Origin of the sequence: Pantoea sp. UBA5923 (assembly GCF_002431095.1) — a bacterium.
GTDB lineage: Bacteria > Pseudomonadota > Gammaproteobacteria > Enterobacterales > Enterobacteriaceae > Pantoea > Pantoea piersonii.
Genome location: NZ_DJDN01000008.1, coordinates 1 through 26,683, shown reverse-complemented (window position 1 = coordinate 26,683; position 26,683 = coordinate 1). Strand labels below are relative to the sequence as shown.

Genomic DNA, 26,683 nt, shown 5'->3' with positions numbered 1-26,683 from the left:
AGGGAACTGCCAGGCATCAAACAAGGAAAAGCCCTTTGCATACGCAAAGGGCTTTTTTCTTTTCTGCAATTCACCCTTTGCGCGCATAAAAAACCCCGGAACCTGTCCGGGGCGTCGATCTGTTGGCCGTCGTTAATGAATAACCTGCGATAAAAACGCACGCGTACGCTCGGACACAGGGTTTGAGAAAAAGGTCTGCGGCGGTGCCATTTCCACGATCTCGCCGCGATCCATAAAGATCACGCGATCAGCGACGGTGCGGGCAAAGCCCATCTCATGAGTAACGCACAGCATCGTCATGCCATCTTCCGCCAGCCCTATCATGGTATCCAGCACCTCTTTGACCATCTCTGGATCCAGCGCTGAGGTTGGCTCATCAAACAGCATAATTTTCGGCTTCATACAGAGCGAGCGCGCGATCGCCACGCGCTGTTGCTGTCCGCCGGAGAGCTGTCCCGGAAATTTATGCGCATGTTCTGCAATTCGCACGCGCTGCAGATAATGCATCGCCAGCTCTTCAGCCTCTTTTTTCGCCGTCTTGCGTACCCAGATGGGAGCCAGCGTACAGTTCTGTAAAACCGTCAGATGCGGGAAAAGATTAAAATGCTGAAACACCATACCGACTTCAGTCCGTACGCGCTCAATATTACGCACATCATCATTAAGATGGATGCCATCGACCACGATACGCCCTTGCTGATGCTCTTCCAGATGGTTGATACAGCGAATCGTCGTGGACTTACCGGAACCGGAAGGGCCGCATAGTACGATACGTTCACGCGGCTTTACCTGCAGGTTAATGTCTTTCAGAACATGAAACTGCCCGTACCACTTATTCACGTTCTCGAGCGAAATCATTAAAGCTGAATCGTGATGCAAATTTTGTGTCATGGAAAACCTCAGTGCGATTTACGCCCGGTGTGAAAGCGCTTCTCCAGATGCTGGCTATAGCGCGACATGCTAAAACAGAAAATCCAGTAGACCAGCGCGGCAAAAACATAGCCTTCCGTCGACATGCCCAGCCAGGCGGGATCGACAGTGGCCTGCTGCACGCTGCTGAAAAGGTCGAACAGACCGATGATGATCACCAGGCTGGTATCTTTAAACAGCGCAATAATGGTGTTCACCAGGCCGGGTATAGTGAGCTTCAACGCCTGCGGTAAAATCACCAGCATCTGGGTTTTCCAGTAGCCAAGCGCCAGCGATTCCGCTGCCTCATACTGGCCTTTCGGCAACGCCTGTAAGCCGCCGCGTACCACTTCGGCCACGTAAGCCGACTGGAAAAGAATCACCCCAACCAGCGCGCGCACCAGCTTATCGATACTGGTTCCTTCCGACATAAACAGCGGCAGCATGACCGATGACATAAACAGTACGGTAATCAGCGGCACGCCGCGCCAGAACTCAATAAAAATGATCGATAGCGTTCGCACTACCGGCATCCGCGAGCGGCGCCCCAGCGCCAGCAGAATACCCAGCGGCAACGCGCCGGCGATCCCGACGGCGGCGATAATCAGCGTTAATGTCAGCCCGCCCCACTGGCGCGTTTCGACATGCTCCAGCCCGAAAAGGCCGCCAGACATCAGCACCCAGACGGTGAGAGGATAAAGCACCGCCCAGCAGGCAATGTAGCGACCGCGATGCGGCAGGGATTTCATAAACATCGGGATAATAGAGGCTACGCCTGCTATCAGCGCCAGATTAATACGCCAGCGCAGCTCATGCGGATAGAGTCCATACATAAACTGGCCAAAACGCGCATGGATAAACACCCAGCATGCGCCCTCTTTGGTGCAGTCGGCACGGGTCTCGCCCACCCAGTTCGCCTGGAACAGCAGCCACTCCAGCGCGGGCGGAATTACCTGCCACATTAGCCAGAGGCAGAACAGCGTCAGCAGCGTATTGAACCAGCTGGAGAAGAGATTTTTACGCGCCCAGCCCCAGGCGCGTCTCAGCGGCGACGTAGCGACCGGTGAGGTTTCGTGTGTGGTAACAGACATCGTCATCCCGTTCTCTTAGCGCTCAACCAGCGCAATTTTGCGGTTATAGATATTCATCAGCAGTGAAATCACCAGGCTAATCACCAGATAGACGCCCATGGTGATGGCGATGGTTTCGATCGCCTGACCGGTCTGGTTCAGCACCGTACCGGCAAACAGCGACACCATATCGGGATAGCCGATGGCCGCGGCCAGCGAGGAGTTTTTCACGATGTTGAGATACTGGCTGGTAAGCGGCGGAATAATGACGCGCATCGCCTGCGGGATAATGACCTGGCGCAGCGTTACCGGATTAGGCAGCCCCAGCGAGCGAGCGGCTTCGTGCTGGCCGTACGGCACAGACTGAATGCCAGCGCGGATCACCTCAGCGATAAACGAGGAGGTATAGACAGAAAGCGCCAGGGTAAGCGCCGCCAGCTCAGGGATCATGACGAAGCCGCCGCGGAAGTTAAAACCGCGCAGCATTGGTACATCCCAGTGCGTGGCCGCGCCAAAGCCCAGATGCGCCACAGCAGGAAACAGCACCAGCATAGCGATAGCGGCAGGCCAGGTACGGCGCAGCTGGCCGGTCTTGAGCTGATACCGACGGTGATAGCGGAACAGCGCATAGCTGCCTGCGGCCGCCAGCGCCAGCGCAATAATAAACGGCCAGGAGCCGGGCGCATATTGCGGGCAGGGGACATAGAGGCCGCGATTGCTGATAAAGGCGAGATCGAATGCGCTTAACGCCTGGCGCGGGCCGGGAAGATTACGCAATACCGCGAAGTACCAGAAGAAGATCTGCAGCAGCGGCGGAATATTACGGAACGTTTCGATATAAATAGTTGAAAGCTTGCGCAGCAGCCAGTTATCCGACAGGCGCGCCAGGCCAATAAAAAACCCCAGCAGCGAAGCGAAAACGATGCAGAGCGCAGAAACCAGCAGGGTGTTGGTCAGACCCACCAGGAAGACGCGCGCGTAGGTATCGCCTTCGGTGTAGTCGATCAGATGCTGAATGATGCCGAAACCGGCGCTGCGTTCAAGAAAGCCAAACCCGGACGTAATGCCACGGCTGGCAAGGTTAATTATTGTGTTGTGGATCAGATAACCCACCACGACCACTACCGCGACGACGGCGATAATCTGGTAAAGCCAGGCGCGAACCGCGGGATTACCGAATGAAATGTCCCTTTTCACGCTTGGGCGTTGTGACATGTTGAAACCTCAGAGACAAAACGCAGGCAGGACGCCGCGCGGCGCGGCGTCCCGTTAACATCGTTAATTAGCGGACCGGCGGAGCGTACTGGATGCCGCCCTGATTCCACAGCGCATTCTGACCGCGCGCGATTTTCAGCGCGCTCTCTTTGCCCACGTTGCGGTCGAAGACTTCCTGGTAGTTGCCTACCTGCTTAATGATGTTATAAGCCCACTTGTTGTCGAGTTTCAGGTCTTTGCCGAAGTCGCCTTCCGCGCCCAGCAGGTGTGCCATATCTGGCGTAGTCGGCTTAGCCGTCATCTGGTCGACGTTCTTCGAGTTGATGCCCATCTCTTCAGCGTTCAGCATGGCGTAGAGAGACCACTTAACGATGGTAAACCAGTCATCGTCGCCGCGACGCACGACCGGGCCCAGCGGCTCTTTCGAGATCACTTCCGGCAGAACGATAAAATCATCTGGCTTGCCGAGTTTGATGCGCAGCGCATAGAGCTGAGACTGATCGGAAGCCAGGGTATCGCAGCGGCCGCTGTCCAGCGCTTTGGCGGATTCGTCAGAGCGGTCGAAGGTCACCGGGGTATATTGCATCTTGTTGGCTTTGAAAAAGTCAGCCACGTTAAGCTCAGTATCGGTGCCCGCCTGAATGCAGACGGTCGCGCCGTCCAGCTCTTTCGCGCTCTTCAGGCCTGCTTTCTGGTGAGTCAAAAAGCCGATGCCGTCATAGTAGTTCACGCCGGCAAACAGGAAGCCCATTCCGCCATCGCGCGATGAGGTCCAGGTAGTGTTGCGCGACAGGATGTCTACTTCGCCTGACTGCAGCGCGGTGAAACGCTCTTTCGCGGTCAGCGGCGTATATTTCACCTTACTGGCATCGCCGAACACAGCGGCCGCGGCCGCGCGGCAAACGTCGACGTCAATGCCGGAGAATTTGCCGCTGGCGTCGGCGTAGGAAAAGCCCGGCAGCCCATCGCTGATACCGCACTGCACAAAACCTTTCTTCTTAATTGCATCCAGCGTGGTGCCGGCGTGCGCCTGCTGAGTTACCGCGAAGAGCGCAGCGGCGGCGACCAGCGTAGAGAGCATCATCTTTTTCATAAAGCATCCTGTGTGGCGTAATTATTTTGTTATGTTTGATGCGCACTCTGCAGCGCGCTATTACCTGTCTGTGGCGGTCAGCCACGCATAGCTCTGCAAAGCTGGTGCCAGGTTTGCAGAAACTCGAGTGGGCTGGAGAGATCTCTTATTAATCCGAAATAGTGGGAGAGCAGCGCTACTATCGCGCACCAAAAGGAAGCAAAGCGAGTCGCCTCGATCACAATTAGTGCAAATAGTTTCACTATATGGAAGCAATGTGAGCCAAAGCTCAGGACAGAATGTAAGTCAGAAGCACGTTACGTTTTTCGCGAACGCAGATCACTGAGCGGGCGTCAGCACTGGCGTGACGGTAAAGCAGGCAATTAAAAAGCGGGCAGTCAGGAGAATAAGGAAAGAATAAATACGCGGGTAATTTTCACTGGCGCGATTGCAACTAAGGTTACCATCCTGCAGCATTTGTTTCACCGCTTCAGGCGCTATTGTGAAACCTGTACAAATAAAAACGCCAGCACTCAGGCTGGCGTCATTTACCGCATCAACTAAAAATCAGTTCATGCCGTATTTTTTCAGTTTCTTACGCAGAGTACCACGGTTGATACCCATCATCAGCGCAGCACGGGTCTGGTTGCCACGGGTATACTGCATCACCATGTCCAACAGTGGCTGCTCGACTTCAGCCAGTACCAGCTCATAGAGGTCATTAACATCCTGACCGTTCAGTTGAGCAAAATAGTTCTTCAGTGCCTGTTTAACCGAATCACGCAGTGGCTTTTGCGTCACCTGATCCTGTGAGTTAACGGTAGAAACGGTCAGTACGTCAGAATTTACGCGTTGTTCGAACATAGTTCTTTCAGCTCTTTATTTCGTTTACGCAAGATTTTCGAAGTATGCCTCCAACGCCTCCAGCTGTTCGCTGGCATCCTCTATGGCGTTGAATGTGCGCCGAAACTGGTCATTAGGGGCATGCTCCTGCAAATACCAGGAGACGTGCTTTCGCGCTATACGGTATCCCTTGCCTGGACCATAAAAGTCGTGCAGCTCACGTATATGCGTAACGAGCATACGCTTCACCTCTGCCAGCGGCAGCGGCGCAAGCAGCTCCCCAGTGTCCAGATAATGCTGGATTTCCCGGAAGATCCACGGTCTTCCCTGAGCCGCGCGGCCTATCATCAGGGCATCCGCCCCCGTATAGTCAAGCACAGCTCTGGCTTTATGCGGGTCAGTTATGTCGCCATTCGCGATAACGGGAATGGTGACACTCTGCTTAACTGTCCGAATGCTGTCGTATTCAGCTTCCCCGTTGAACAGGCAGGCACGAGTGCGTCCATGTATCGTCAGGGCCTGAACGCCACAGCGTTCAGCCAATTGGGCAATCTCTACACAGTTACGGTTTTCCGGATCCCAGCCGGTGCGAATCTTCAGCGTAACGGGCACATCTACTGCGTTAACCACGGCGATGAGAATAGACTTCACCAGATCGGGATACTGCAGCAGCGCTGAGCCTGCCATCTTACGATTCACTTTCTTGGCCGGGCAGCCCATGTTGATATCGATGATCTGCGCGCCAGACGCCACATTAATGCGCGCGGCGGCGGCCATATCATCAGGATCGCAACCTGCAATCTGCACGGCGCGAACGCCGGGCTCGTCACTGTGCACCATACGCAAACGGGATTTGTCACTCGCCCAGACTTCAGGGTTAGATGACAGCATCTCGGAGACCGCCATACCGGCGCCGTTCTCAAAACAGAGAGTGCGGAATGGCTTATCGGTGATCCCGGCCATCGGCGCAGCAATGAGTCGATTACGAAGCTGGTGGTGTCCAATGCGCATGAAGAAGAAGTGACCGTAACTGTTCGCAAGGCGGCGTATATTACGCATTTTTTACCGAAGATGAAAGGCCAAACTTTGAACAATTCGCCGTAAATAACGGGAGAAACCAGGTTAAACAGCGGTCAATTTTTTAATTTACATTAAAAATCAAACAATTAAAAAAATACGCTGAAATTGTGAACAAAAATTTTTCTTAAACCATGGCGTAAATCACAACATAAAAAGCGCCACATCAGGTAATTAACCAGAGATATGACGCCCAGATGGCGCTTTATTGCGCTAACATCGTTGCGAACTGAACGTAATTACCTCGCATTATACCGTCATCGTCGCTTGCTTCGTCTGATAACGGGCCAGCGGTAACTGGCCCGTCATGCAGCTTAGCGACGTACGCCGGTAATGCGGCACCACTCCTCTTTTTCCGCCACCGGATCGAGAGTGAAACGATCGGCATAGGCCTCGCAAACCCCCTCCGCCTGGCTGGCCAGTACGCCTGACAGCCCCAGATGGCCGCCTGCTTTCGGCAGTACGCTAATCAGCGGCGCCAGCTCGCGCAGCGGGCCGGCAAGAATGTTGGCGACCACCACGTCAGCCTGCAAATTCTCCGGCTGCTGGTGCGGCAGGTAAAGCGAGAGACGATCGGCGACGCCGTTGCGTTCCGCATTATCACGGCTTGCCTGGATCGCCTGCGGATCGATATCAATGCCGATCGCCTGCGCCGCGCCCAGCTTCAGCGCCGCAATCGCCAGAATGCCGGATCCGCAGCCGAAATCGATCACCGTTTTACCTGCCAGATCCAGACCGTCCAGCCAGCTCAGGCAGAGCGAGGTTGTTGGATGGGTGCCGGTGCCGAACGCCAGGCCTGGATCGAGCATGACGTTAACGGCGTCAGGATCTGGCACGTCGCGCCAGCTTGGGCAGATCCACAGCCGCTCACCGAAGCGCATGGGATGGAAATTATCCATCCACTCGCGCTCCCAGTCTTTATCTTCGATCTGTTCGATCTTATGGCGGAAGCCGGATCCCAGCAGCGGGTGCTGACTCAGCTCCGCCACCACATCATCCATGTCCGTTTCCGCGTCGAACAGGCCGATGACATCGGTATCGCCCCACAGGCGGGTTTCGCCAGGAAGCGGCTCATAGACCGGGTTATCGTGCGTATCCTGAAAGGTCACGGAGACCGCGCCGCTCTCCATCAGCGCATCGCTGAGCGTTTCGGCGTGTTCGCCGGTGCTGTTAATTTTGATTTGAATCCATGGCATAGCGTTTCTCTTTATTCCAGCGCAGCATCAGGCGCGCGGCCAAACAGATTACCGACCAGAAAAGCCAGCAGGCTTAAGGTCAATGACGGAACGATAGGGTGGAAGCCACCCCATTGAATATTCAGGCTGGCAAGCAGCGTGTAACTTCCCGCGCCCACCAGCATACCGGAAATGGCGCCCGCGGCGTTGGCGCGCGACCAGTAAAGGCCGAGCACCAGCGGCCAGAGGAAAACGGCTTCCAGACCGCCGAAGGCGAGCAGATTGAGCCAGATAATCATATCCGGCGGGTTCCATGCCGCCAGCAGCAGCAGCACCCCTAACACAAAGGTGATGGTGCCGGACAACATACGCAGACGCTTTTCGTTTGCGCTCTGGCGCGGCGCGATACGCAAATAGAGATCTTTGATCAGCGTAGCGGAGGATTGCAGCAGCTGCGCGTTGATCGTTGACATGATCGCCGCCATTGGTGCGGCGAGAAACACGCCCGCGGCCATCGGTGGCAGAACGGTAATCATCAGCGTTGGGATCACCCGATCGGGAATCGCCAGATCCGGCAGGATCGCCCGGCCGAGCGCGCCAGCCAGATGCATACCGAGCATAAGCACGACGACTACGATCGTGCCGAGGATAATGCCCCGATGCATCGCTTTGCTGTCCTTATAGGAGATACAGCGTACGGCGGTATGCGGCAGGCCAATCACGCCGAAACAGACCAGCACTGCAAAGGAACTGAGAAAGGTCGGATTGATAACGTTGCCGACGCCTTCCGGCGTGACCAGCTGCGGATCGATAGCGCGCAGTTTATCTACCGCGGTACCAAGCCCGCCCGCCTGATGGATCACGGCGAACAGCAGCAGGAAGGTGCCGACCAGCATCACCAGGCCCTGCATGGCGTCGTTGAGCACGCTGGCGCGAAAGCCGCCGAAGGCAGTATAGAGCGCGATGGTGCCGCCGAAAATCAGCAGGCCGGTATCGTAGGGAATACCGGCGGCGGTCTCCAGCAGACGCGCGCCGCCAATAAACTGCACCGTCATCGCGCCGATAAAGGCCACCAGCAGGCTAACGCTCGCCAGCCAGATCAGCAGCGTGCTGCGGTAGCGGGCATAAAGCATATCGTTCAGCGTTACCGCGTTATAGCGGCGCGCCAGAATAGCGAACTTTTTCCCTAATACGCCGAGCGACAGCCAGACCGCCGGCACCTGAATCATCGCCAGTAGTACCCAGCCGAGACCATATTTATAGGCCGCGCCGGGACCGCCGATAAAAGAGCTGGCGCTGATATAGGTGGTGGTAATGGTCATCGCCAGGACGAAACCGCCCATCGATCGGCTGCCAAGAAAGTATTCAGTGAGAAAATTGCCCTGACGCTGTTTACGCATGGCAAAAACCGACAGCCCGGCGATCAGCACCAGGTAAGCCAGCAGTGGAAGAATGATTTCATTTTCCATCGTTATCCTCCAGCGGCATATCGCGGAATACCAGACGTACCATCAGCCAGCACAGCACGATAAACAGCACTGGGGCAAAAACGCAGGAGAGTTCAAACCAGCGCGGCAGGCCGGTGACGCCGGTTTCATCGCCGCCCAGCCACGCAGAGAGGCCCCAGACGGCCAGATAGGCCAGCGTCAGGTAGAGCGCCCAGCGCGCCTCTTTATTCGCTTGCAGAAAACGCCAGTCCATTATGCAACCTCTACGGCGACAAAAATGAAAAAGGCCGGTATCACCGGCCTCGCTATTAGTCAGCGCTGTGCTTACTTATCGTACAGGCCGAGTTTCTTCTCCAGATAGTGGATGTTGGTACCACCCTGCTGGAAATATTCGTCGGACATGATGCGCATCTGCAGCTCAATGTTGGTCTTGATGCCGTCGATGATCAGCTCAGCCAGCGCGTTTTTCATGCGGGCAATCGCCACGTCGCGGGTTTCGCCATAGCAGATCAGCTTGCCGATCATGGAGTCATAGTACGGCGGCACGCTGTAGCCGGCGTAAATATGCGATTCCCAGCGAACGCCAAAGCCGCCCGGCGCGTGGAAGCGGGTGATTTTGCCCGGGCTCGGCAGGAAGGTGTTCGGATCTTCCGCGTTGATACGGCACTCGACCGCATGGCCGCGGATCACCACATCTTCCTGTTTGATTGAGAGCGGCTGACCGGCAGCGATACGCAGCTGCTCTTTAATCAGATCCACGCCGGTGATCATCTCGGTAACCGGATGCTCAACCTGAATACGGGTGTTCATCTCGATAAAGTAGAACTCGCCGTTCTCATACAGGAACTCGAAGGTGCCTGCGCCGCGGTAGCCGATTTCGATACAGGCGTTAGAGCAGCGTTCGCCGATATAGCGACGCAGTTCCGGCGTAATGCCCGGCGCTGGCGCTTCTTCGACCACTTTCTGGTGGCGGCGCTGCATAGAGCAGTCGCGCTCGGCCAGATAGATGGCGTTGCCCTGGCCGTCGGCCAGCACCTGAATCTCGATATGACGCGGATTCTCGAGGTACTTCTCCATGTACACCATGTCGTTGTTGAAAGCCGCTTTGGCTTCCGCTTTCGTCATGTTGATGGACTGCTCAAGCTCTTTGTCGCTGCGCACGACGCGCATACCGCGACCGCCGCCGCCGCCAGACGCCTTGATGATGACCGGATAACCGATACGCTTAGCGATAGCGCGGTTTTTCTCCATGTCGTCGCCCAGCGAACCGTCGGAACCGGGTACGGTCGGAACGCCCGCTTTCTTCATCGCGTTAATGGCGGAAACCTTGTCGCCCATCAGGCGAATGGTGTCTGCTTTCGGGCCGATAAAGATAAAGCCGGAACGCTCAACCTGCTCGGCGAAATCGGCATTCTCAGAGAGGAAGCCGTAGCCGGGGTGGATGGCGACCGCACCGGTGATCTCAGCAGCAGAGATCAGGGCAGGGATGTTGAGGTAGCTTTTCACTGACTGAGCGGGGCCGATGCAGACGGTTTCGTCCGCCAGCAGCACATGCTTCAGATCGCGATCGGCGGTGGAGTGCACCGCCACGGTCTTGATGCCCAGCTCTTTACAGGCGCGGAGAATACGCAGCGCGATTTCACCGCGGTTAGCAATGACAATTTTATCCAGCATGGTTCGCCTCGTTATTCGATGACGACCAGCGGCTCGTCAAATTCAACCGGCTGGCCGCTTTCGACCAGAATGGCTTTTACGACGCCAGATTTGTCGGCTTCGATCTGGTTCATCATCTTCATCGCTTCAACGATGCAGAGCGTGTCGCCGGCGTTGACTTTCTGTCCGATTTCAACAAAGGCTTTCGCATCCGGGCTTGGCGTGCGGTAGAAGGTGCCGACCATCGGCGAACGCACGATGTGGCCGCTGATTTCAGCAGGCTTGGCAGACTCAACTACCGGCGCTGCGATCGGCGCAACGGCAGTGGCCAGCGCAGGCTGCGGAGCCGGCGCGGCGAAAGCCTGCTGCATGACAGGGTAACCCACATTGGCAGGTGCACGGCTGATACGAACGGACTCTTCGCCCTCAGAAATTTCCAGCTCAGCAATGCCGGATTCTTCAACCAGTTCGATCAGTTTTTTAATTTTACGAATATCCATGAGTGTGGTTCCGTACTCTGTTTAATTGGAGTGAGACAGGCGTTTTACTGCCGTTTGTAAAGCCCATGAGTAGCCGTCGGCGCCTAAACCGCAAATGACACCGGCGGATACGTCAGAAAGATAGGAGTGGTGGCGGAAAGGTTCACGCGCGTGCACGTTAGAGAGGTGCACCTCGATAAAAGGAATGCTTACCGCCAGAAGGGCATCGCGCAATGCTACGCTGGTGTGCGTAAATGCAGCGGGATTAATAATGATGTAATCCACATTGCCTCTGGCCTCATGAATGCGATCGATCAGCTGGTGTTCCGCATTAGACTGCAAATGGCTCAGTTCCACATCAAGCTGGTTCGCCTGCGCTGTCAAATCGCTGACGATCTGCTGCAGCGTGGTGCGCCCATACTTTTCCGGCTCGCGCGTTCCCAGCAGATTAAGGTTGGGACCATTCAAAAGCAGAATGTGAAATTTATGCGCCATCTTGCTGCCATCTCCCGCAATCATTGAGGCATCGCGTAAAATACCTTGCTATCTTCCGTTTGTCACCCGCCGCGCCCAAAAAGGCGACACTGCGCGCAACAAAGCCGGGCATTATATCCGTTTCGGGGCAATTCGCAGCAAAATACTGGTCTTATCTGCGAAGTTGATCCAGCGTGGCCCGAAGGCCACACCTTTTATCAGAAATAATGGGGAGAAGACAACTTAGCGCGGTAGCCAGTGACGAAACTTTTTGTAACGCTACGCTAACAACGCCAGTGCGGCCAGCGCGTAGAGCAGCGGCTGCGGCGAAAGAACCTTCACCGACCAGAGATAGTGAATGGGAGCGAGGATCGCCGCCAGATAGATAAAGTTATGCAGCGTTTGCCAGCGGCGGCCGAGTTTGCGCTGGGCGCGCTGGAAGGAAGTCACCGTCAGCGCCAGCAGAATCAGCCAGGTCAGAATGCCCAGGGTGAGATAGGGGCGGGACACCAGTTCGCGGCCCAGCAGCCCCAGGTTATCGACGCCCAGCTCCAGCAGGTAATAACTCAGCAGATGGAGAGAAGCCCAGACAAAGGTCCAGACGCCGAGCAGGCGGCGAGTGCGAATCAGCAGCGGCTGTTTCATATAGCGCGTCAGCGGCGATACCAGCAGCGTGCCCAGCAGCAGCTTCAACGCCATTCTGCCGGTGAAGTGCTGAATATCCTTCGCCGGATCGGTGCTCAGCCACCCCTGGTTCGCCGCCATAAAGAGATAAACCAGCGGCAAAAAAGCCGCCAGATGCAGGACCGCCTTCAGCCAGACGATCTGTTTCAGCGTCAGGCGCACTCAATAGTTCTCCCGCAGATCCAGCCCGCGATAGAGCGAGGCAACTTCATCAGCGTAGCCGTTAAACAGCAGCGTCGGCTGACGCTTAACGCTGAGGGTGCCGCCCGGCCCGATAAAGCGTTCGGTCGCCTGCGACCAGCGCGGGTGGTCAACGTGTGGGTTAACATTGGCATAAAAGCCATATTCGTTTGCCGCGATCTGGCTCCAGGTTGTCGGCGGGCGATCGCGCGTCAGGGTGATTTTGACGATCGACTTAATACCTTTAAAGCCATATTTCCACGGCACAGTCAGGCGAATCGGCGCGCCGTTCTGCGGCGGTAGCGCTTTGCCGTACACGCCGGTGCTGAGCAGGGTCAGCGGATGCATCGCCTCATCCAGGCGCAAACCTTCCACATAGGGGTAGTCCAGTCCGCCGCCGATAAAGCGGTCTTTCTGGCCCGGCATCTGATCGGGCGCATAGAGGGTCTGAAAGGCGACGAAGCGCGCATTGCTGTTGGGCTCCGCCAGCTTCAGCAGCTTATTGAGTTCGAAACCGACCCAGGGCACCACCATCGACCAGGCTTCAACGCAGCGCATACGGTAGATGCGCTGCTCCATAGCGAACTTTTTGAAAATATCATCCATGTTCAGCGTGATCGGCTTCGCCACTTCGCCGTCGATCGTCAGTTGCCAGGGATCGGTTTTCAGCGTACCGGCGTTGGCGGCCGGATCGGCCTTATCAAGCCCGAACTCGTAGAAGTTGTTATAGCCAGCGACTTTATCTTCCGGCGTCAGCGTCAGGTTTGCCTGATATTTCTCCGGCTTGCTGAAATCCAGCGCGCGGCCGGCCGGCGCGGCGGGGCGATCGTTACCTTTAAACCAGCTCAGCACATCCGCCTGCGCCACGCCAGGCATGCCCAGCGCGGCAGCGCTCAGGCCGAGGGTCTTCAGCACCTGGCGGCGCCGCATGTTAAAGACGCTTTCCGGCGTAACGTCGGCTTCAGTCAGATATTTTGTGGGTTTCATCGCTCACCTCCCGGCTCGAATAGGCTTTCCAGCATGATGACTATTGCCGATCGGCGCGACTTTCGCCGCTAAAATATGAAATTTCCTGGCCCGCCTCGCCGATGAGAATGCGCCGAAAAGGTGAACGACGAAGAATAACCGTTGTCTGGTACGGATATACTTGCTCATCTTACGCAGCGGCGCTGCCGCATAGCGAAATTTGTGCTATTTTGCTCGCGCTTGCGTCAGGCGCGGCGCAGGGCGGGCAAACGGGTCATTACCGCAGCGAACAGGCACAGGGATGCGAATAACCACGAAACTATCTGCGTTTATCACCTCTTTAAGTTTACTGGCCATGTTTTTGATGCTGGTGGGCTGCGCTTTTAGCGTTTACTGGCTAACGCACCAGCGTGTTGAAGAGCGTGTACAAACGCTGGCGACGGAAGTGGACCAGGCGCTGCTGACGCAGCCCACTGACGCACTGCGCAGCTGGATGCTGCACACCATGACGGTAATCAATGCTGAACGGGTCGAGCTGCGTAACGGCAAAGAGGTCACGTTCAGGCTTAACCGGCATGAAAACCCGATGCTGGAAGATGAAACCAACCGTTTTATACAGTTTGACGTGCCGCTGCTGCATCAGCAGGGCGTCACGCTGCGCGTCGTCGTGCTCGATCCCGCCAGAACCTGGTTCCAGTCCTTTACCGGCGTCTATACCCTGGCGGCCATTCTCTTTGTGGTGCTGGTGATGAGCCTGCTGCTGTTTATGATGCACTGCTGGCTCAACCGCCAGTGGCGTGGCATGGAGCGGCTGGAAAAGCGCGCCGAGGCGATTCTGGCGGGGGAACGAACGCAGCTGCGCAAGGGTGACGTCGATGAATGGCCGCCGCGCGCCAGCAGCGCTATCGATCTGCTGCTGAACGATCTTCAGGAGGCGGGCGAGCAGCGGCTGCGTATCGATACGCTGATCCGCGCCTTCGCCGCGCAGGACAGCCGCACCGGCCTGAACAATCGGCTCTTTTTCGATAACCAGCTGGCGACGCTGCTGGAGGATCAGGAAGATGTCGGCACACACGGCGTGGTGATGATGGTGCGCCTGCCCGATCTCGATATGCTCAATGAAACCCTGGGCACCACGCTGGTGGATGAGTATCTCTACGATCTGGTCAATATGCTCTCTACGTTTGTGCTGCGCTATCCCGGCGCGCTGCTGGCGCGCTACTTTCGCAGCGATTTTGCGGTGCTGCTGCCGCATCGCAGCCTGAAAGAGGCTAACGGCATTGCGGACCAGCTGATCAATGCGGTCGATTCGCTGCCGCCGATGCGCATGGTGAACCGCGACGATCTGATCCATATCGGCATCAGCGCCTGGCACAGCGGCCAGAGCGTGTCGCAGGTTATGGATAACGTGGAAATGGCGACGCGGCGCGCGGCGCTGCTGGGCGGCAACAACTGGTCCAACGGCGAAGGCAATCCGCTGGATGCCGGGCGCGGCAGCGTGCGCTGGCGAACGCTGCTGGAAAATACCCTGAGTCGCGGCGGCCCGCGTCTCTATCAGAAACCGGCAGTGCGGCTGGACGGCAGCGTGCACCACCGCGAGCTGCTGATGCGTATCTTTGACGGCGATAAAGAGGTGCTGGCGGCTGAGTTTATGCCGCTGGTGCTGCAGTTCGGCATGGCAGACAGCTGGGATCGCCAGCTTGTCACGCGCATCGCCGCCTTATCTGACGTCTGGCCTGATGAAACGCTGGCGCTGCCGATTAATATCGACTCGCTGCTGCAGCGCCCTTTTATTAACTGGCTGCAGAATATGCTGTTGCAGTGTACGAAAGGGCAAAGAAAACGATTTTTATTTGAACTTGCAGAGGCAGATGTTTGTCAACACATCAATCGCTTAGCGCCGGTATTCCGCGCGCTACAGGCGTTTGGCTGCCGTATCGCCGTCGATCAGGCTGGTTTAACCGTGGTGAGTAGCGCCTATATCAGGCAATTCCCCATTGATTTGATCAAGCTCGATCCCGGCCTGGTGCGCAATATCGATCGGCGCACCGAAAACCAGCTGTTTGTGCAGAGCCTGCTGGAAGTGTGCAAATCTGCCCAGACGCAGGTTTTCGCGACGGGCGTGCGGACACACGCTGAATGGCAGACGCTTATTGGGTTGGGCGTCTCGGGCGGGCAGGGCGATCTTTTTGCGCCGTCGCTGCCAGTAAACAGTAATGTGAAAAAGTATTCACAACGCTATCATATTTAGCCAGTTCAGAGGGCGGCCGCCTGAAGCAGGCTTTTGCCGACAGGCAGAGGCGGCGGCATCGCCAATATCCTGTAGCGGAAATGTTAGATTTTATGTCGAACGAGCGCGCCACAACAGGCGCAGAAAGTGGGTAAAACGGGTGAATACCGCTGTTTTACTCCCGTTAGTTCTCGTTGACGATCGTATAAAGCCAAAATGGTCTATTTTTTCACCGAAGCAGAACGTTTTTGCGCCTTGTGGCGGCTTCGCGTGGTTGGTAAAGTAAGCGGATTTTATTTTCCGCCCCCAGCTTGCAGGATTATCCTTTAGATATGTTTAAAAAATTTCGTGGCATGTTTTCCAATGACTTGTCCATTGACCTGGGTACCGCGAATACCCTGATTTATGTAAAAGGACAAGGCATCGTGCTGAACGAGCCTTCCGTGGTTGCCATTCGCCAGGACCGTGCCGGTTCCCCAAAGAGCGTGGCGGCCGTTGGCCATGATGCAAAACAGATGCTCGGCCGTACGCCAGGTAACATTGCAGCGATTCGCCCGATGAAGGATGGCGTGATCGCGGACTTTTTCGTCACTGAAAAAATGCTGCAGCACTTTATCAAACAGGTGCACAGCAACAGCTTTATGCGTCCGAGCCCGCGCGTACTGGTATGCGTGCCGGTCGGCGCGACTCAGGTAGAGCGTCGCGCTATTCGTGAATCCGCGCAGGGTGCGGGCGCGCGCGAAGTCTTTTTGATTGAAGAACCGATGGCGGCAGCAATCGGTGCTGGCCTGCCGGTTTCAGAGGCGACCGGCTCAATGGTCGTCGATATCGGTGGCGGTACCACCGAAGTGGCGGTCATCTCCCTGAACGGCGTGGTTTACTCCTCGTCGGTCCGTATCGGCGGCGACCGCTTCGACGAAGCGATTATTAATTATGTGCGTCGTAACTATGGCTCGCTGATTGGCGAAGCGACGGCGGAACGTATCAAGCATGAGATCGGCTCAGCCTATCCGGGCGACGAAGTACGCGAAATCGAAGTACGTGGTCGTAACCTTGCGGAAGGGGTGCCGCGCGGCTTTACGCTGAACTCAAATGAAATTCTTGAAGCGCTGCAGGAGCCGCTGACCGGCATCGTGAGCGCAGTAATGGTCGCGTTGGAGCAGTGCCCGCCGGAACTGGCGTCGGATATCTCCGAACGCGGCATGGTGCTGACCGGCGGCGGCGCGCTGCTGCGCAACCTGGATCGTCTGCTGATGGAAGAGACCGGCATTCCGGTGGTCGTCGCAGAAGATCCGCTGACCTGCGTGGCGCGCGGTGGCGGTAAAGCGCTGGAAATGATCGACATGCATGGCGGCGATTTGTTCAGCGAAGAATAATCGCCTCAATCGGCTGAGACCTGAATCGAAATGCGCAGGGAGTCGCGTGGAAGCTAACGCCGCGTGCGTTGGCGTCAGACGTCCAGCCCAGGGAAGTACGGCGATGGCCGTACTTCCTTACCTGTTGTCGAGGAACACGCAGAATATATGAAGCCGATTTTTAGCAGGGGGCCTTCCCTGCAGTTGCGCCTGTTTTTGGCGGTGATAGTAGCCATCGCGATAATCGTCGCCGACAGCCGCCTGGGGTCGTTTACCCAAATCCGCAACTATCTGGATACATCGGTCAGTCCGTTTTATTTCCTGGCCAACGGCCCGCGACAGATTCTTGACGGCATTTCCGGTTCGCTGGCGTCGCGTCAGCAGCTTGAGCTGGAAAATAAAGCGCTGCGCCGCGAGCTTTTCCTGAAAAACAGCGACCTGCTGATGCTGGGGCAATATAAGCAGGAAAACGCGCGCCTGCGCGAACTGCTGGGTTCGCCGCTGCGTCAGGATGAGCACAAGATGGTGACGCAGGTGATCTCCACCGGCACCGATCCCTACACCGATCAAGTGGTTATCGACAAAGGCAGCGTCAACGGCGTCTATGAAGGCCAGCCGGTCATTAGCGACAAAGGCGTGGTCGGTCAGGTGATCGCCGTCGGCCAGGTGACCAGCCGCGTTCTGCTGATTTGCGATGCGTCGCACGCGCTGCCGATTCAGGTACTGCGCAACGACATTCGCGTTATCGCGGCAGGTAACGGCTGCACCGAAGATCTGCAGCTGGAGCATCTGCCGGGCAATACCGATATTCGCGTCGGCGATATGCTGGTGACGTCCGGGCTGGGCGGTCGTTTCCCGGAGGGTTATCCGGTCGCGGTTGTCTCTTCCGTGAAGGTAGATACACAGCGGGCTTATACCGTGATTCAGGCGCGTCCAACCGCCGGTCTGCAACGCCTGCGCTATCTGCTGCTGCTGTGGGGCGCAGACAAAAACGGCGATATGCCGATGGCGCCGGATGAAGTCCATCGCGTCGCTAACGAGCGCCTGATGCAAATGATGCCGCAGGTGTTGCCGCCAGCGGGCGAGATGGGCCCGCCTGCGCCATCCGCGCAAATGGGGCCGCCTGCGCCGACCAGCAGCGGCGCGCAAAGCGCGCCTGCGAACGGTCACGGAGGCCAGCCTTGAGTCGTTACCGCAGCCAGGGGCGTTGGGTCATCTGGCTGTCCTTCCTTGCCGCTCTCGTATTGCAGATTATGCCCTGGCCGGAACAGCTCTATATATTCCGGCCCTCATGGATCCTGCTTATCCTGGTTTACTGGGTGCTGGCGCTGCCGCACCGCGTCAACGTTGGCACCGGCTTTGTACTGGGCGGCGTAATGGATCTGATTGCCGGATCTACCCTTGGCGTGCGCGCGCTGGCGCTCAGCATCATCGCTTACCTGGTCGCCTTTAAATTCCAGCTTTTCCGCAACTTAGCGTTGTGGCAGCAGGCTTTAATGGTTATGGTGCTGTCACTGGCAGTGGACGTGATTGTCTTTTGGGCGGAGTTTTTGGTGATCAACGTTTCATTCAGGCCTGAAATTTTCTGGAGCAGCGTTATCGACGGGATTCTCTGGCCCTGGCTATTCTTACTGATGAGAAAGATTCGTCGTCAGTTCGCTGTTCAGTAAGGAATTTTATGCTATCCCTCTATCTGGCTTCCGGTTCACCGCGTCGACGTGAGCTGCTGACGCAGCTTGGCCTGCAGTTTGAACGTCTCCATACCGATGTTGAAGAGCAACGCCGTCCTGATGAAGCGGCGGAAAACTATGTGCGCCGTCTGGCAAATGACAAAGCGCGCGCTGGCGTCGCCGTGGCGGAACAGGACCTGCCGGTGCTGGGCGCGGATACTATCGTCGTACTCAACGGCGACGTGCTGGAAAAACCACGCGACGCCGCGGATGCCGCTGCCATGCTGACGCGTCTGTCCGGTCAGACGCATCAGGTGATGACCGCGGTTGCGCTTGCCGATCGCGAACGCTCGCTCGACTGCCTGGTGACGACGGAAGTCACGTTTCGCCTGTTAAGCGCGGCGGACATCGCCGCCTATATCGCAACCGGCGAGTCGATGGATAAAGCCGGGGCATACGGAATTCAGGGCATGGGTGGAAACTTTGTCCGCAAAATTAATGGAAGCTATCACGCGGTTGTCGGATTGCCGTTGGTTGAGACAGGCGAGTTATTCAGCCATTTTCAGTCACTGCGTGCCGTAAGGGGATAACATGACGGCTGAATTACTGGTCAACGTCACGCCTTCCGAGACGCGCGTTGCCTATATTGACGGCGGCATTTTGCAGGAAATCCATATCGAGCGCGAAGCGCGGCGCGGTATTGTCGGTAATATCTACAAAGGACGCGTCAGTCGCGTACTGCCCGGCATGCAGGCGGCCTTTGTCGATATCGGCCTGGAGAAAGCCGCTTTTTTGCACGCCTCCGATATTATGCCGCACACCGAGTGCGTGGCTGGCGATGAAAAGAAAAACTTTATCGTGCGCGATATCGCCGAACTGGTGCGTCAGGGTCAGGATCTGATGGTGCAGGTGGTCAAAGATCCGCTTGGCACCAAAGGCGCGCGCCTCACCACCGACATCACGCTGCCGTCGCGCTATCTGGTGTTTATGCCTGGCGCTTCGCACGTCGGCGTTTCCCAGCGTATTGAGAGCGAAAGCGAACGCGAGCGTCTGAAGGCGGTAGTGGCGGATTACTGCGACGATCTTGGCGGCTTTATTATCCGCACCGCAGCGGAGGGCATCGGCGAAGAGGAGCTGGCGCAGGACGCCGCCTTTCTGAAACGGCTCTGGACCAAAGTCACCGAGCGTAAAAAACGCAACCAGACTCGCTGCCTGCTCTATGGCGAACTGGCGCTGGCGCAGCGCATCCTGCGGGATTTCGCTGGCGCGGCGCTGGATCGCATCCGCGTCGATTCACGCCTCACCTGCGAACTGCTGGTGGAGTTTACGCGCGAATACATTCCAGAAATGGCTGACAAGCTGGAGCTTTACTCCGGCAAACAGCCGATCTTCGATCTCTTTGATGTTGAGAATGAGATACAGCGCTCGCTGGATCGCAAGGTAGAGCTTAAATCAGGCGGTTACCTCATCATCGATCAGACTGAAGCGATGACCACTATCGACATCAATACCGGCGCCTTTGTCGGGCACCGCAATCTGGATGAAACGATATTCAATACCAACGTCGAGGCGACGCAGGCGATTGCGCGCCAGCTGCGACTGCGCAACCTCGGCGGCATTATCATCATCGACTTTATCGATATGAGTAATGAAGAGCACCGGCGCCGCGTGTTGCACTCGCTGGAGTCGGCGCTGAGTAAAGATCGGGTGAAAACCGGCATCCACGGTTTTTCGGCGCTGGGACTGGTGGAGATGACGCGCAAGCGCACCCGCGAAAGCATCGAGCATGTGCTGTGCGAGGATTGCCCGGTCTGCAAAGGGCGCGGCACGTTGAAAACCGTAGAGACGGTCTGCTACGAAATCATGCGTGAAATCGTTCGCGTCCATCACGCCTATGATGCCGATCGTTTTCTGGTTTATGTTTCTCCTGCGGTCGGCGAAGCGTTGAAAAGCGAGGAGTCACACGCGCTGGCCGAGGTGGAAATCTTCGTCGGCAAACAGGTCAAGGTACATATCGAACCGCTCTATACCCAGGAGCAGTTCGACGTTGTGATGATGTAATCCCGCGCGTTCGGGCGTAATCGCTCGCCGCCGGGCTAAAAATGCGGCCTTGCTTAGGTTAAAATGCCCATTCATACCGATAATTGTCTGGCGACGGTTGAGTATGAAAGATAACCATCCGTCAAACGCGGAAGACAAGGAGAGGTGTGTGAGGCAGTTGCCGAGGATTTTGTTACTGCTGGTTGCGACCGCGATTGTGATTGTGGCGCTGCTGGTCAGCGGGCTGCGTCTGGTCATGCCGCACCTCGACAGCTACCGCAGCGAGATTCTGGCGACGGTTTCGCGCGCCATCGGCGTCAGCGTGACCGGCGAAGAGGTGCGCGGTCGATGGGAAACCTTCGGTCCAACGCTCCAGATCCGCGACCTGCGTATCGATATGCAGGAGAACGGCAAGCTCGATATCGCCCGCGTTACGCTGGCGCTCGATGTCTGGCAGTCGCTGCTTCACTGGCGCTGGCAGTTTCGCGATCTCACCTTCTGGCAGCTGCGTCTCGACAGCAACCGTCCGCTTTTCTCCAGCGATGAAAAGAAAAACAGTTTCAAACCCGGACGCATCAACGAACTCTTTCTGCGTCAGTTCGACCACTTCGACCTGCGCGACAGCTCTATCTTTTTCCGCACCCCTTCTGGCCAGCGCGCCGAACTCGCCATCCCCAAACTCACCTGGCTGAACGAAAAAAACCGCCATCGCGCGGAAGGCGAGGTGAGCCTCTCCAGCTTCACTGGCCAGCATGGCGTGGTGCAGGTGCGGCTCGATCTTAACGACAGCGAAGGTTTGCTCAACGACGGACGCATCTGGATGCAGGCGGACGACGTCGACGTGCGGCCCTGGCTGGGACGCTGGATGCGCGACAATACGCGACTCGACAGCGCGCGCTTCAGCCTGGCGGCCTGGATAAACCTGCGCGACGGCGATCTCTACGCGGGCGATCTGCTGTTGCGTAAAGGCGGCGCTAACTGGCAGGGCGAAGATGGTTCGCATCACCTGCAGGTAGATGGCCTGACCGCGCACCTCTCGCGCTACCAGAACGGCTGGATGGTTAACGTGCCGCAGACGCGTCTCAGCACTGACGGCCAGGCCTGGCCTGCGGGCCACTTCGCGCTGCTCTGGACGCCACAGGATAAACAGCTGCTTGGGCCAGACCATCAGGGCGAAGTGCGCGTCAGGGCGACGCAGCTGGCGCTGAACCGCATTGCGCCGCTGGTGCCGCTCTTCGCGCCGCTGTCGCCGTCGCTGTTTGAAAACTGGCGCGAGCTTCAGCCGCAGGGCACCGTGGAAGGGCTGGCGCTGGATATTCCTTTGCAGCAGCCGGATCAGACGCGCATGCAGGTAAAGTGGCGCGATTTCCGCTGGCAACCCTGGCAGCTGCTGCCGGGCGTCAGCAACCTCAGCGGCGAAGCGCGCGGCAGCCTCAGCAACGGCCAGCTGACCGTCGAGATGGGCCGCACCGATGTGCCCTACAGCGCGATGTTCAATGCGCCGCTGGAGATTCATCAGCTACACGGTTCGCTGAGCTGGCTACGCGATAGCAACGGATTAACCCTTGATGGCCGCAATCTTGATGTGCAGGCGCGCTCGCTCTGGGCGCGCGGCGATTTTCGCTATCAGCAAAACCTCGGGCGCGAGCCGCGCCTCGATATTCTCGCCGGCATTCGCGTGACCGACGCGGGAGACGCCTGGCGCTACTTCCCACAGCCGCTAATGGGCAAGGCGCTGACGCACTATCTGAGCGGCGCGCTTAAAGGCGGCCAGGTCGATAACGCCACGCTGCTGTTTGCCGGTAATCCAAAGCTGTTCCCGTTCCGCCATAACGACGGCATGTTTCAGGTATGGGTGCCGCTGCGCCAGGCGACCTATGCATTCCAGCCCAACTGGCCTGACGTGACGAAGCTGGATATCGATCTCAACTTCATCAATGACGGGCTATGGATGAAAGCACCTCACTTCAGGCTGAGCGATGTGGATGTCAGCAACTTCAGCGCGGTCATCCCGGATTACCTGAAAGAGAAACTGCTTATCGACGGTGATATCAGCGGCGATGGCGATGAGATCGGACATTATTTCCAGGATACGCCGCTGAAAGCGTCGCTGGGCGCGGCGCTGGAACAGCTGCAAATCAAGGGAAAAACCGAGGGACACCTGAAGCTTGATATTCCGCTCGACGGCGAGCTTGTGCACGCCAGCGGCAATGTGGATCTCAACAACAATGGTTTACACATCAAGCCGCTCGGGACCACGTTAGAAAACCTGACCGGACGTTTCCGTTTCAATAACGGTGATCTGGATAGCGACAGGCTTCAGGCGAACTGGTTCGGCCAGCCGGTCAACGTCAGCTTTAGCACTAAAGAGAATCCGCAAGACTTCGGCATTAACATCAAGCTCGACGGCGACTGGCAACCGGCGAAGCTGTCGAAAGTGCCTGCGCAGATCGCCAGCCAGCTTAGCGGACATCTGCCGTGGCAGGGGGACGTTAACATTACGCTGCCGCATCAGGGCGGCGCGCGATATGACATTAACCTCAAAGGCGACGCGAAAGAAGTAAGCAGTCGCTTACCTGCACCGCTTGATAAAGCAAGCGGCGTAGCGATGCCAGTTGAAGTTAACGCCAGCGGCGATCTGAAACAGTTTGAACTCAGCGGCAGCGTGGCGCATCGTCATCGTTTTAACAGTCGCTGGATACTGGAGCCGCAGCTGCGTGTCGATCGCGGTATCTGGCTTAACGATGCGCGCAGCAAGCCCGCGCTGCCCGATCGCGCCGGCATGGTGCTGAATCTGCCGGCGCTGGATGGAGAAGCCTGGGCAGGACTGATGATGGCGGGTGGCGCCGGTAACGGGCGCGGCGCGAACGAAGTAGGCGGCGTCGCCTTGCCGGGCGATTTCACCTTGCGCAGCCCGGCGGTAACCCTGGCGGGGCAGCAGTGGCATGACGTTGACGCAACGCTTGAGCAGGGCGTCAACGGCAACAGCAGCGTCGCTATCAAAGGGCGCGAAATCCGCGGGACGCTGACGATGGCGCAAAATGCCGCGTGGCGCGTGGCGCTCGACTACCTTTACTACAATCCCGAATGGCAAAGCGGCAACAGCAGCAGCGCGGGGCAGCAGCAGCAGGCCAGTAAAATTGATTTCAGCCGCTGGCCAGCGCTGCAGTTAAGCTGCGCCGAGTGCTGGCTGCGCGGACAGAAGTTTGGCCGAATTCAGGCGCAGGTCACGCCGAAAGGTGATACGTTAGCGCTTACTAACGGGCTGGTCGATACGGGCAGCTCGCGTCTTAACGTCTCCGGCGAATGGGTCAACAGCCCCAACGCCCCGCGTACCTCGCTAAAAGGCACGCTGAGCGGCAGCAATATCAACAACGCCACCAACTGGTTTGGAGTCAACACGCCGCTGCGCGACGCCTCGTTCAAAGTCGATTACGATCTACACTGGCGCTCGGCGCCGTGGCAGCCTCCGGAAGAGACGATGAGCGGCACGCTTACAACCCATTTCGGCAAAGGACAGATTGCCGACGTCAATACCGGTGCGGCGGGACAGCTGCTGCGCCTGATGAGCTTCGACGCGCTGCTGCGCAAGCTGCGGTTCGATTTTAGCGATACCTTTAATAATGACGGTTTCTATTTCGACTCCATCAATGGCACCGCGTGGATTGAAAATGGCGTGATGCGCACAGATAACCTGCTGGTGGACGGCCTGGAAGCGGATATCGCTATGCAGGGCAAGGTAGATTTAGTGAAGCGTAATATCGATATGGAAGCGGTGGTCGCGCCGGAGATCTCCGCCTCTGTCGGCGTAGCGACCGCCTTTGCCATCAATCCGGTTGTGGGCGCGGCGGTATTCGCGGCCAGCAAAGTGCTGGGGCCGCTGTGGAATAAAATCTCGCTGCTGCGTTACCACATCGACGGCCCGCTGGATAAGCCGCAAATTAACGAAGTGCTGCGCAAACCGCGCGAAGAAGAGAAGAAGTGAATTTGACGCCGTACGGGAATTGCCGCAGGCTAGTAAAATCTGACTTTATCAGCGCAGAGCCAAAAGGCTCTGACGCAGAATGAGTGCGACCCCCTCATTATCCGAGCATAAAACGAGCGAGATACGATGACTCTGAACCTGGTAAGTGAGCAGTTGCTAACTGCTAACAATATTAATCAGCAGGACCTGTTTTCCCTGTTAGGGCAGCTTTCAGAACGTCGTCTGGATTATGCCGATCTCTATTTTCAGTCCAGCTTCCATGAATCCTGGGTGCTGGAAGACAAAATCATCAAAGACGGCTCCTGGCATATTGACCAGGGCGTCGGCGTGCGCGCCGTCAGCGGCGAAAAAACCGGCTTTGCCTATGCTGACCAGATTACCCTGAACGCGCTGCGCCAGTCGGCGGAAGCGGCGCGCAGCATCGTGCGCGAACAGGGCAACGGCAAGGCGCATACGCTGTCGAACGTGATGCATCGCGCGCTCTATCAGCCGATTAACCCGCTCGACAGCCTGACGCGCGAGGATAAAATCGCCCTGCTGCAGCGCGTGGACAAAGTGGCGCGCGCCGCAGACGCGCGCGTGCAGGAAGTTAACGCCAGCCTGAGCGGCGTTTATGAGCAGGTGCTGGTCGCGGCGACCGACGGTACGCTGGCGACGGATGTGCGCCCGCTGGTGCGGCTCTCCGTCAGCGTGCTGGTGGAGGATCAGGGCAAACGCGAGCGCGGCGCCAGCGGCGGCGGCGCGCGCGTCGGCTACGAGTTCTTCCTCGCCGATGAAAACGGCGACGTACGCGCCGACGCCTGGGCGAAAGAGGCGGTGCGTATGGCGCTGGTCAACCTCTCCGCCGTGGCCGCGCCAGCGGGCACGTTGCCGGTAGTGCTGGGCGCAGGCTGGCCGGGCGTGCTGCTGCATGAAGCGGTAGGCCATGGCCTGGAGGGCGATTTCAACCGCCGCGAAACTTCGGTATTCAGCGGCAAAATGGGCCAGCTGGTGGCGTCAGAGCTTTGCACCGTAGTCGATGACGGCACCATTGAAGGGCTGCGCGGTTCGCTGGCGGTGGATGATGAAGGCGTCCCTGGCCAGTACAACGTGCTGATCGAAAACGGCGTGCTGAAAGGCTATATGCAGGACAAACTCAACGCGCGTCTGATGGGCGTCGCGCCGACCGGCAACGGCCGCCGCGAATCCTATGCGCACCTGCCAATGCCGCGTATGACCAACACCTATATGCTGGCAGGTAAATCGACGCCGCAGGAGATTATTGAAAGCGTCGAGTATGGCCTTTACGCGCCTAACTTTGGCGGCGGCCAGGTGGACATCACCTCTGGCAAATTTGTCTTCTCCACCTCAGAAGCCTATCTGATTGAGAATGGCAAAGTAACGAAACCGGTGAAGGGCGCCACGCTGATCGGTTCCGGCATTGAGGCGATGCAGCAGATCTCTATGGTCGGCAACGATCTGGCGCTGGATAAAGGCGTCGGCGTGTGCGGCAAAGAGGGGCAGAGCGTGCCGGTTGGCGTCGGCCAGCCGACGCTGAAGCTGGATAAGCTTACCATCGGCGGCACCGCCTGATACCCCTGACAGCCCGCCATCAGGCGGGCTGTCAGCTTGCGCGGTGCTGTTTATACTGCTCCGCTACCTGCTGGAAATATTCAGTCAGATAGTCGATACAGACCTGCACCTTAAGCGGCAGCTTATCTTTTTCGGTATAGAGCGCATAAACCGGACGCGGATCGGACTGATACTGCGGAAAAAGGATATCGATTTCGCCCGCGTTAATCTCCTCAATCACCCACATCATCGGTACGTAGGCGATGCCGTTGCCGGCTTTCAGCCAGCGGATCAGCGTCAGCGAGTCGTTGGTGACAAAACGGCCCTGCGGCGACAGGCGAGTAACCAGCCCTTCGGGCGCGATCAGCTCAAAGTTATTATCCGGACGAACGCTATATTCAAGCCAGGCGAAGTTATCGACGTCGGCCGGTTTCTCCGGCGTGCCGTGTTGCTGCAAATAGCTTTTCGCCGCGCACACCACCATCGGCATCGCGCCGAGACGGCGAGAAAACAGGCTGGAGTCTTTCAGCGCGCCGACGCGGATAACCAGGTCCAGCCCGTCGGCGATCAGATCCGGCGCCGGGATGCCTGCAACCAGGTTCACGCT

General features: G+C 57.5%; 23 protein-coding genes. 8 read left to right on the top strand and 15 right to left on the bottom strand.

Annotation, left to right across the window (positions count from 1 at the left end; translation table 11 throughout):
- Positions 1-132 precede the first annotated feature (132 nt).
- The 14 genes from B3797_RS00980 to msrP form a co-directional block, all read right to left on the bottom strand.
- Positions 133-891 carry an amino acid ABC transporter ATP-binding protein gene (locus B3797_RS00980; RefSeq protein WP_120455095.1) on the bottom strand — a complete coding sequence of 253 codons (759 nt, stop codon included), beginning with the start codon at positions 889-891 and terminating at the stop codon, positions 133-135.
- An 8-nt stretch (positions 892-899) separates the two neighbouring features.
- Complete coding sequence (locus B3797_RS00975) at positions 900-2,000, bottom strand: amino acid ABC transporter permease (RefSeq protein ID WP_311790132.1); 1,101 nt, start codon at positions 1,998-2,000, stop codon at positions 900-902.
- Between the two features lie 15 nt (positions 2,001-2,015).
- Positions 2,016-3,194, bottom strand: coding sequence for an amino acid ABC transporter permease (locus B3797_RS00970; protein WP_311790131.1), 1,179 nt, complete (start codon positions 3,192-3,194; stop codon positions 2,016-2,018).
- Between the two features lie 67 nt (positions 3,195-3,261).
- Positions 3,262-4,287, bottom strand: coding sequence for an amino acid ABC transporter substrate-binding protein (locus B3797_RS00965; RefSeq protein ID WP_311790130.1), 1,026 nt, complete (start codon positions 4,285-4,287; stop codon positions 3,262-3,264).
- Between the two features lie 546 nt (positions 4,288-4,833).
- The gene (fis, locus tag B3797_RS00960) at positions 4,834-5,130 is read right to left on the bottom strand and encodes a DNA-binding transcriptional regulator Fis (protein ID WP_000462905.1); all 297 of its coding nucleotides are present in this window, start codon (positions 5,128-5,130) and stop codon (positions 4,834-4,836) included.
- Between the two features lie 24 nt (positions 5,131-5,154).
- Positions 5,155-6,120, bottom strand: a complete 966-nt coding sequence (dusB, locus tag B3797_RS00955) for a tRNA dihydrouridine synthase DusB (RefSeq protein ID WP_311790129.1) — start codon at positions 6,118-6,120, stop codon at positions 5,155-5,157.
- A 380-nt stretch (positions 6,121-6,500) separates the two neighbouring features.
- Positions 6,501-7,382, bottom strand: coding sequence for a 50S ribosomal protein L11 methyltransferase (gene prmA / locus B3797_RS00950; RefSeq protein WP_311784479.1), 882 nt, complete (start codon positions 7,380-7,382; stop codon positions 6,501-6,503).
- A gap of 11 nt (positions 7,383-7,393) precedes the next feature.
- Positions 7,394-8,830: a sodium/pantothenate symporter gene (gene panF, locus B3797_RS00945; protein WP_311784480.1), complete on the bottom strand. Its 1,437-nt coding sequence runs from the start codon at positions 8,828-8,830 to the stop codon at positions 7,394-7,396.
- Complete coding sequence (locus B3797_RS00940; protein WP_311790128.1) at positions 8,820-9,062, bottom strand: YhdT family protein; 243 nt, start codon at positions 9,060-9,062, stop codon at positions 8,820-8,822. Before B3797_RS00940 ends, panF begins: the two co-directional genes overlap by 11 nt.
- 71 nt (positions 9,063-9,133) lie before the next feature.
- A complete protein-coding gene (gene accC / locus B3797_RS00935) occupies positions 9,134-10,483 on the bottom strand; it encodes an acetyl-CoA carboxylase biotin carboxylase subunit (protein WP_271152598.1) in 1,350 nt (449 codons plus the stop codon).
- A gap of 11 nt (positions 10,484-10,494) precedes the next feature.
- The gene (gene accB, locus B3797_RS00930) at positions 10,495-10,962 is read right to left on the bottom strand and encodes an acetyl-CoA carboxylase biotin carboxyl carrier protein (RefSeq protein WP_311784481.1); all 468 of its coding nucleotides are present in this window, start codon (positions 10,960-10,962) and stop codon (positions 10,495-10,497) included.
- Between the two features lie 21 nt (positions 10,963-10,983).
- A complete protein-coding gene (gene aroQ, locus B3797_RS00925) occupies positions 10,984-11,436 on the bottom strand; it encodes a type II 3-dehydroquinate dehydratase (protein ID WP_311790127.1) in 453 nt (150 codons plus the stop codon).
- Positions 11,437-11,694: 258 nt separating this feature from the next.
- Positions 11,695-12,261: a protein-methionine-sulfoxide reductase heme-binding subunit MsrQ gene (msrQ, locus tag B3797_RS00920; protein WP_311790126.1), complete on the bottom strand. Its 567-nt coding sequence runs from the start codon at positions 12,259-12,261 to the stop codon at positions 11,695-11,697.
- Positions 12,262-13,266: a protein-methionine-sulfoxide reductase catalytic subunit MsrP gene (msrP, locus tag B3797_RS00915; RefSeq protein WP_311790125.1), complete on the bottom strand. Its 1,005-nt coding sequence runs from the start codon at positions 13,264-13,266 to the stop codon at positions 12,262-12,264.
- A gap of 280 nt (positions 13,267-13,546) precedes the next feature.
- On the opposite strand from msrP, the gene csrD reads away from it, so the two are divergent.
- The 8 genes from csrD to tldD all read left to right on the top strand — a co-directional run bounded on the left by csrD (position 13,547) and on the right by tldD (position 26,097).
- Positions 13,547-15,496, top strand: a complete 1,950-nt coding sequence (gene csrD / locus B3797_RS00910; protein ID WP_311790124.1) for an RNase E specificity factor CsrD — start codon at positions 13,547-13,549, stop codon at positions 15,494-15,496.
- 311 nt (positions 15,497-15,807) lie between these two features.
- On the top strand, positions 15,808-16,851 hold the full coding sequence (gene mreB / locus B3797_RS00905) for a rod shape-determining protein MreB (RefSeq protein WP_003855260.1): 1,044 nt from the start codon (positions 15,808-15,810) through the stop codon (positions 16,849-16,851).
- A gap of 147 nt (positions 16,852-16,998) precedes the next feature.
- On the top strand, positions 16,999-18,015 hold the full coding sequence (gene mreC / locus B3797_RS00900; protein ID WP_311784484.1) for a rod shape-determining protein MreC: 1,017 nt from the start codon (positions 16,999-17,001) through the stop codon (positions 18,013-18,015).
- Positions 18,012-18,500: a rod shape-determining protein MreD gene (gene mreD / locus B3797_RS00895; protein WP_120455071.1), complete on the top strand. Its 489-nt coding sequence runs from the start codon at positions 18,012-18,014 to the stop codon at positions 18,498-18,500. The genes mreC and mreD overlap by 4 nt, the downstream gene beginning before the upstream one ends.
- 8 nt (positions 18,501-18,508) lie before the next feature.
- A complete protein-coding gene (locus tag B3797_RS00890) occupies positions 18,509-19,090 on the top strand; it encodes a Maf family protein (protein ID WP_311790123.1) in 582 nt (193 codons plus the stop codon).
- A 1-nt stretch (position 19,091) separates the two neighbouring features.
- Positions 19,092-20,561: a ribonuclease G gene (gene rng / locus B3797_RS00885; RefSeq protein WP_311784486.1), complete on the top strand. Its 1,470-nt coding sequence runs from the start codon at positions 19,092-19,094 to the stop codon at positions 20,559-20,561.
- 148 nt (positions 20,562-20,709) lie between these two features.
- Positions 20,710-24,525, top strand: coding sequence for an AsmA2 domain-containing protein YhdP (gene yhdP / locus B3797_RS00880; protein WP_311790122.1), 3,816 nt, complete (start codon positions 20,710-20,712; stop codon positions 24,523-24,525).
- Positions 24,526-24,651: 126 nt separating this feature from the next.
- Complete coding sequence (gene tldD / locus B3797_RS00875) at positions 24,652-26,097, top strand: metalloprotease TldD (protein ID WP_120455064.1); 1,446 nt, start codon at positions 24,652-24,654, stop codon at positions 26,095-26,097.
- 31 nt (positions 26,098-26,128) lie between these two features.
- On the opposite strand, the gene B3797_RS00870 is transcribed toward tldD, so the two are convergent.
- Positions 26,129-26,683: LysR substrate-binding domain-containing protein (locus B3797_RS00870; protein ID WP_311790121.1), on the bottom strand; the 555-nt coding region annotated here is incomplete at its 5' end.

Coding starts and splice junctions, on each gene's coding strand:
- B3797_RS00970 (WP_311790131.1), bottom strand. CDS start 3,194: ATGTCACAACGCCCAAGCGTGAAAAGGGACATTTCATTCGGTAATCCC.
- mreC (WP_311784484.1), top strand. CDS start 16,999: ATGAAGCCGATTTTTAGCAGGGGGCCTTCCCTGCAGTTGCGCCTGTTT.
- B3797_RS00890 (WP_311790123.1), top strand. CDS start 18,509: ATGCTATCCCTCTATCTGGCTTCCGGTTCACCGCGTCGACGTGAGCTG.
- mreB (WP_003855260.1), top strand. CDS start 15,808: ATGTTTAAAAAATTTCGTGGCATGTTTTCCAATGACTTGTCCATTGAC.
- rng (WP_311784486.1), top strand. CDS start 19,092: ATGACGGCTGAATTACTGGTCAACGTCACGCCTTCCGAGACGCGCGTT.
- B3797_RS00965 (WP_311790130.1), bottom strand. CDS start 4,287: ATGAAAAAGATGATGCTCTCTACGCTGGTCGCCGCCGCTGCGCTCTTC.
- aroQ (WP_311790127.1), bottom strand. CDS start 11,436: ATGGCGCATAAATTTCACATTCTGCTTTTGAATGGTCCCAACCTTAAT.
- B3797_RS00980 (WP_120455095.1), bottom strand. CDS start 891: ATGACACAAAATTTGCATCACGATTCAGCTTTAATGATTTCGCTCGAG.
- msrP (WP_311790125.1), bottom strand. CDS start 13,266: ATGAAACCCACAAAATATCTGACTGAAGCCGACGTTACGCCGGAAAGC.
- B3797_RS00975 (WP_311790132.1), bottom strand. CDS start 2,000: ATGTCTGTTACCACACACGAAACCTCACCGGTCGCTACGTCGCCGCTG.
- accB (WP_311784481.1), bottom strand. CDS start 10,962: ATGGATATTCGTAAAATTAAAAAACTGATCGAACTGGTTGAAGAATCC.
- accC (WP_271152598.1), bottom strand. CDS start 10,483: ATGCTGGATAAAATTGTCATTGCTAACCGCGGTGAAATCGCGCTGCGT.
- panF (WP_311784480.1), bottom strand. CDS start 8,830: ATGGAAAATGAAATCATTCTTCCACTGCTGGCTTACCTGGTGCTGATC.
- tldD (WP_120455064.1), top strand. CDS start 24,652: ATGACTCTGAACCTGGTAAGTGAGCAGTTGCTAACTGCTAACAATATT.
- B3797_RS00940 (WP_311790128.1), bottom strand. CDS start 9,062: ATGGACTGGCGTTTTCTGCAAGCGAATAAAGAGGCGCGCTGGGCGCTC.
- prmA (WP_311784479.1), bottom strand. CDS start 7,382: ATGCCATGGATTCAAATCAAAATTAACAGCACCGGCGAACACGCCGAA.
- csrD (WP_311790124.1), top strand. CDS start 13,547: ATGCGAATAACCACGAAACTATCTGCGTTTATCACCTCTTTAAGTTTA.
- fis (WP_000462905.1), bottom strand. CDS start 5,130: ATGTTCGAACAACGCGTAAATTCTGACGTACTGACCGTTTCTACCGTT.
- dusB (WP_311790129.1), bottom strand. CDS start 6,120: ATGCGCATTGGACACCACCAGCTTCGTAATCGACTCATTGCTGCGCCG.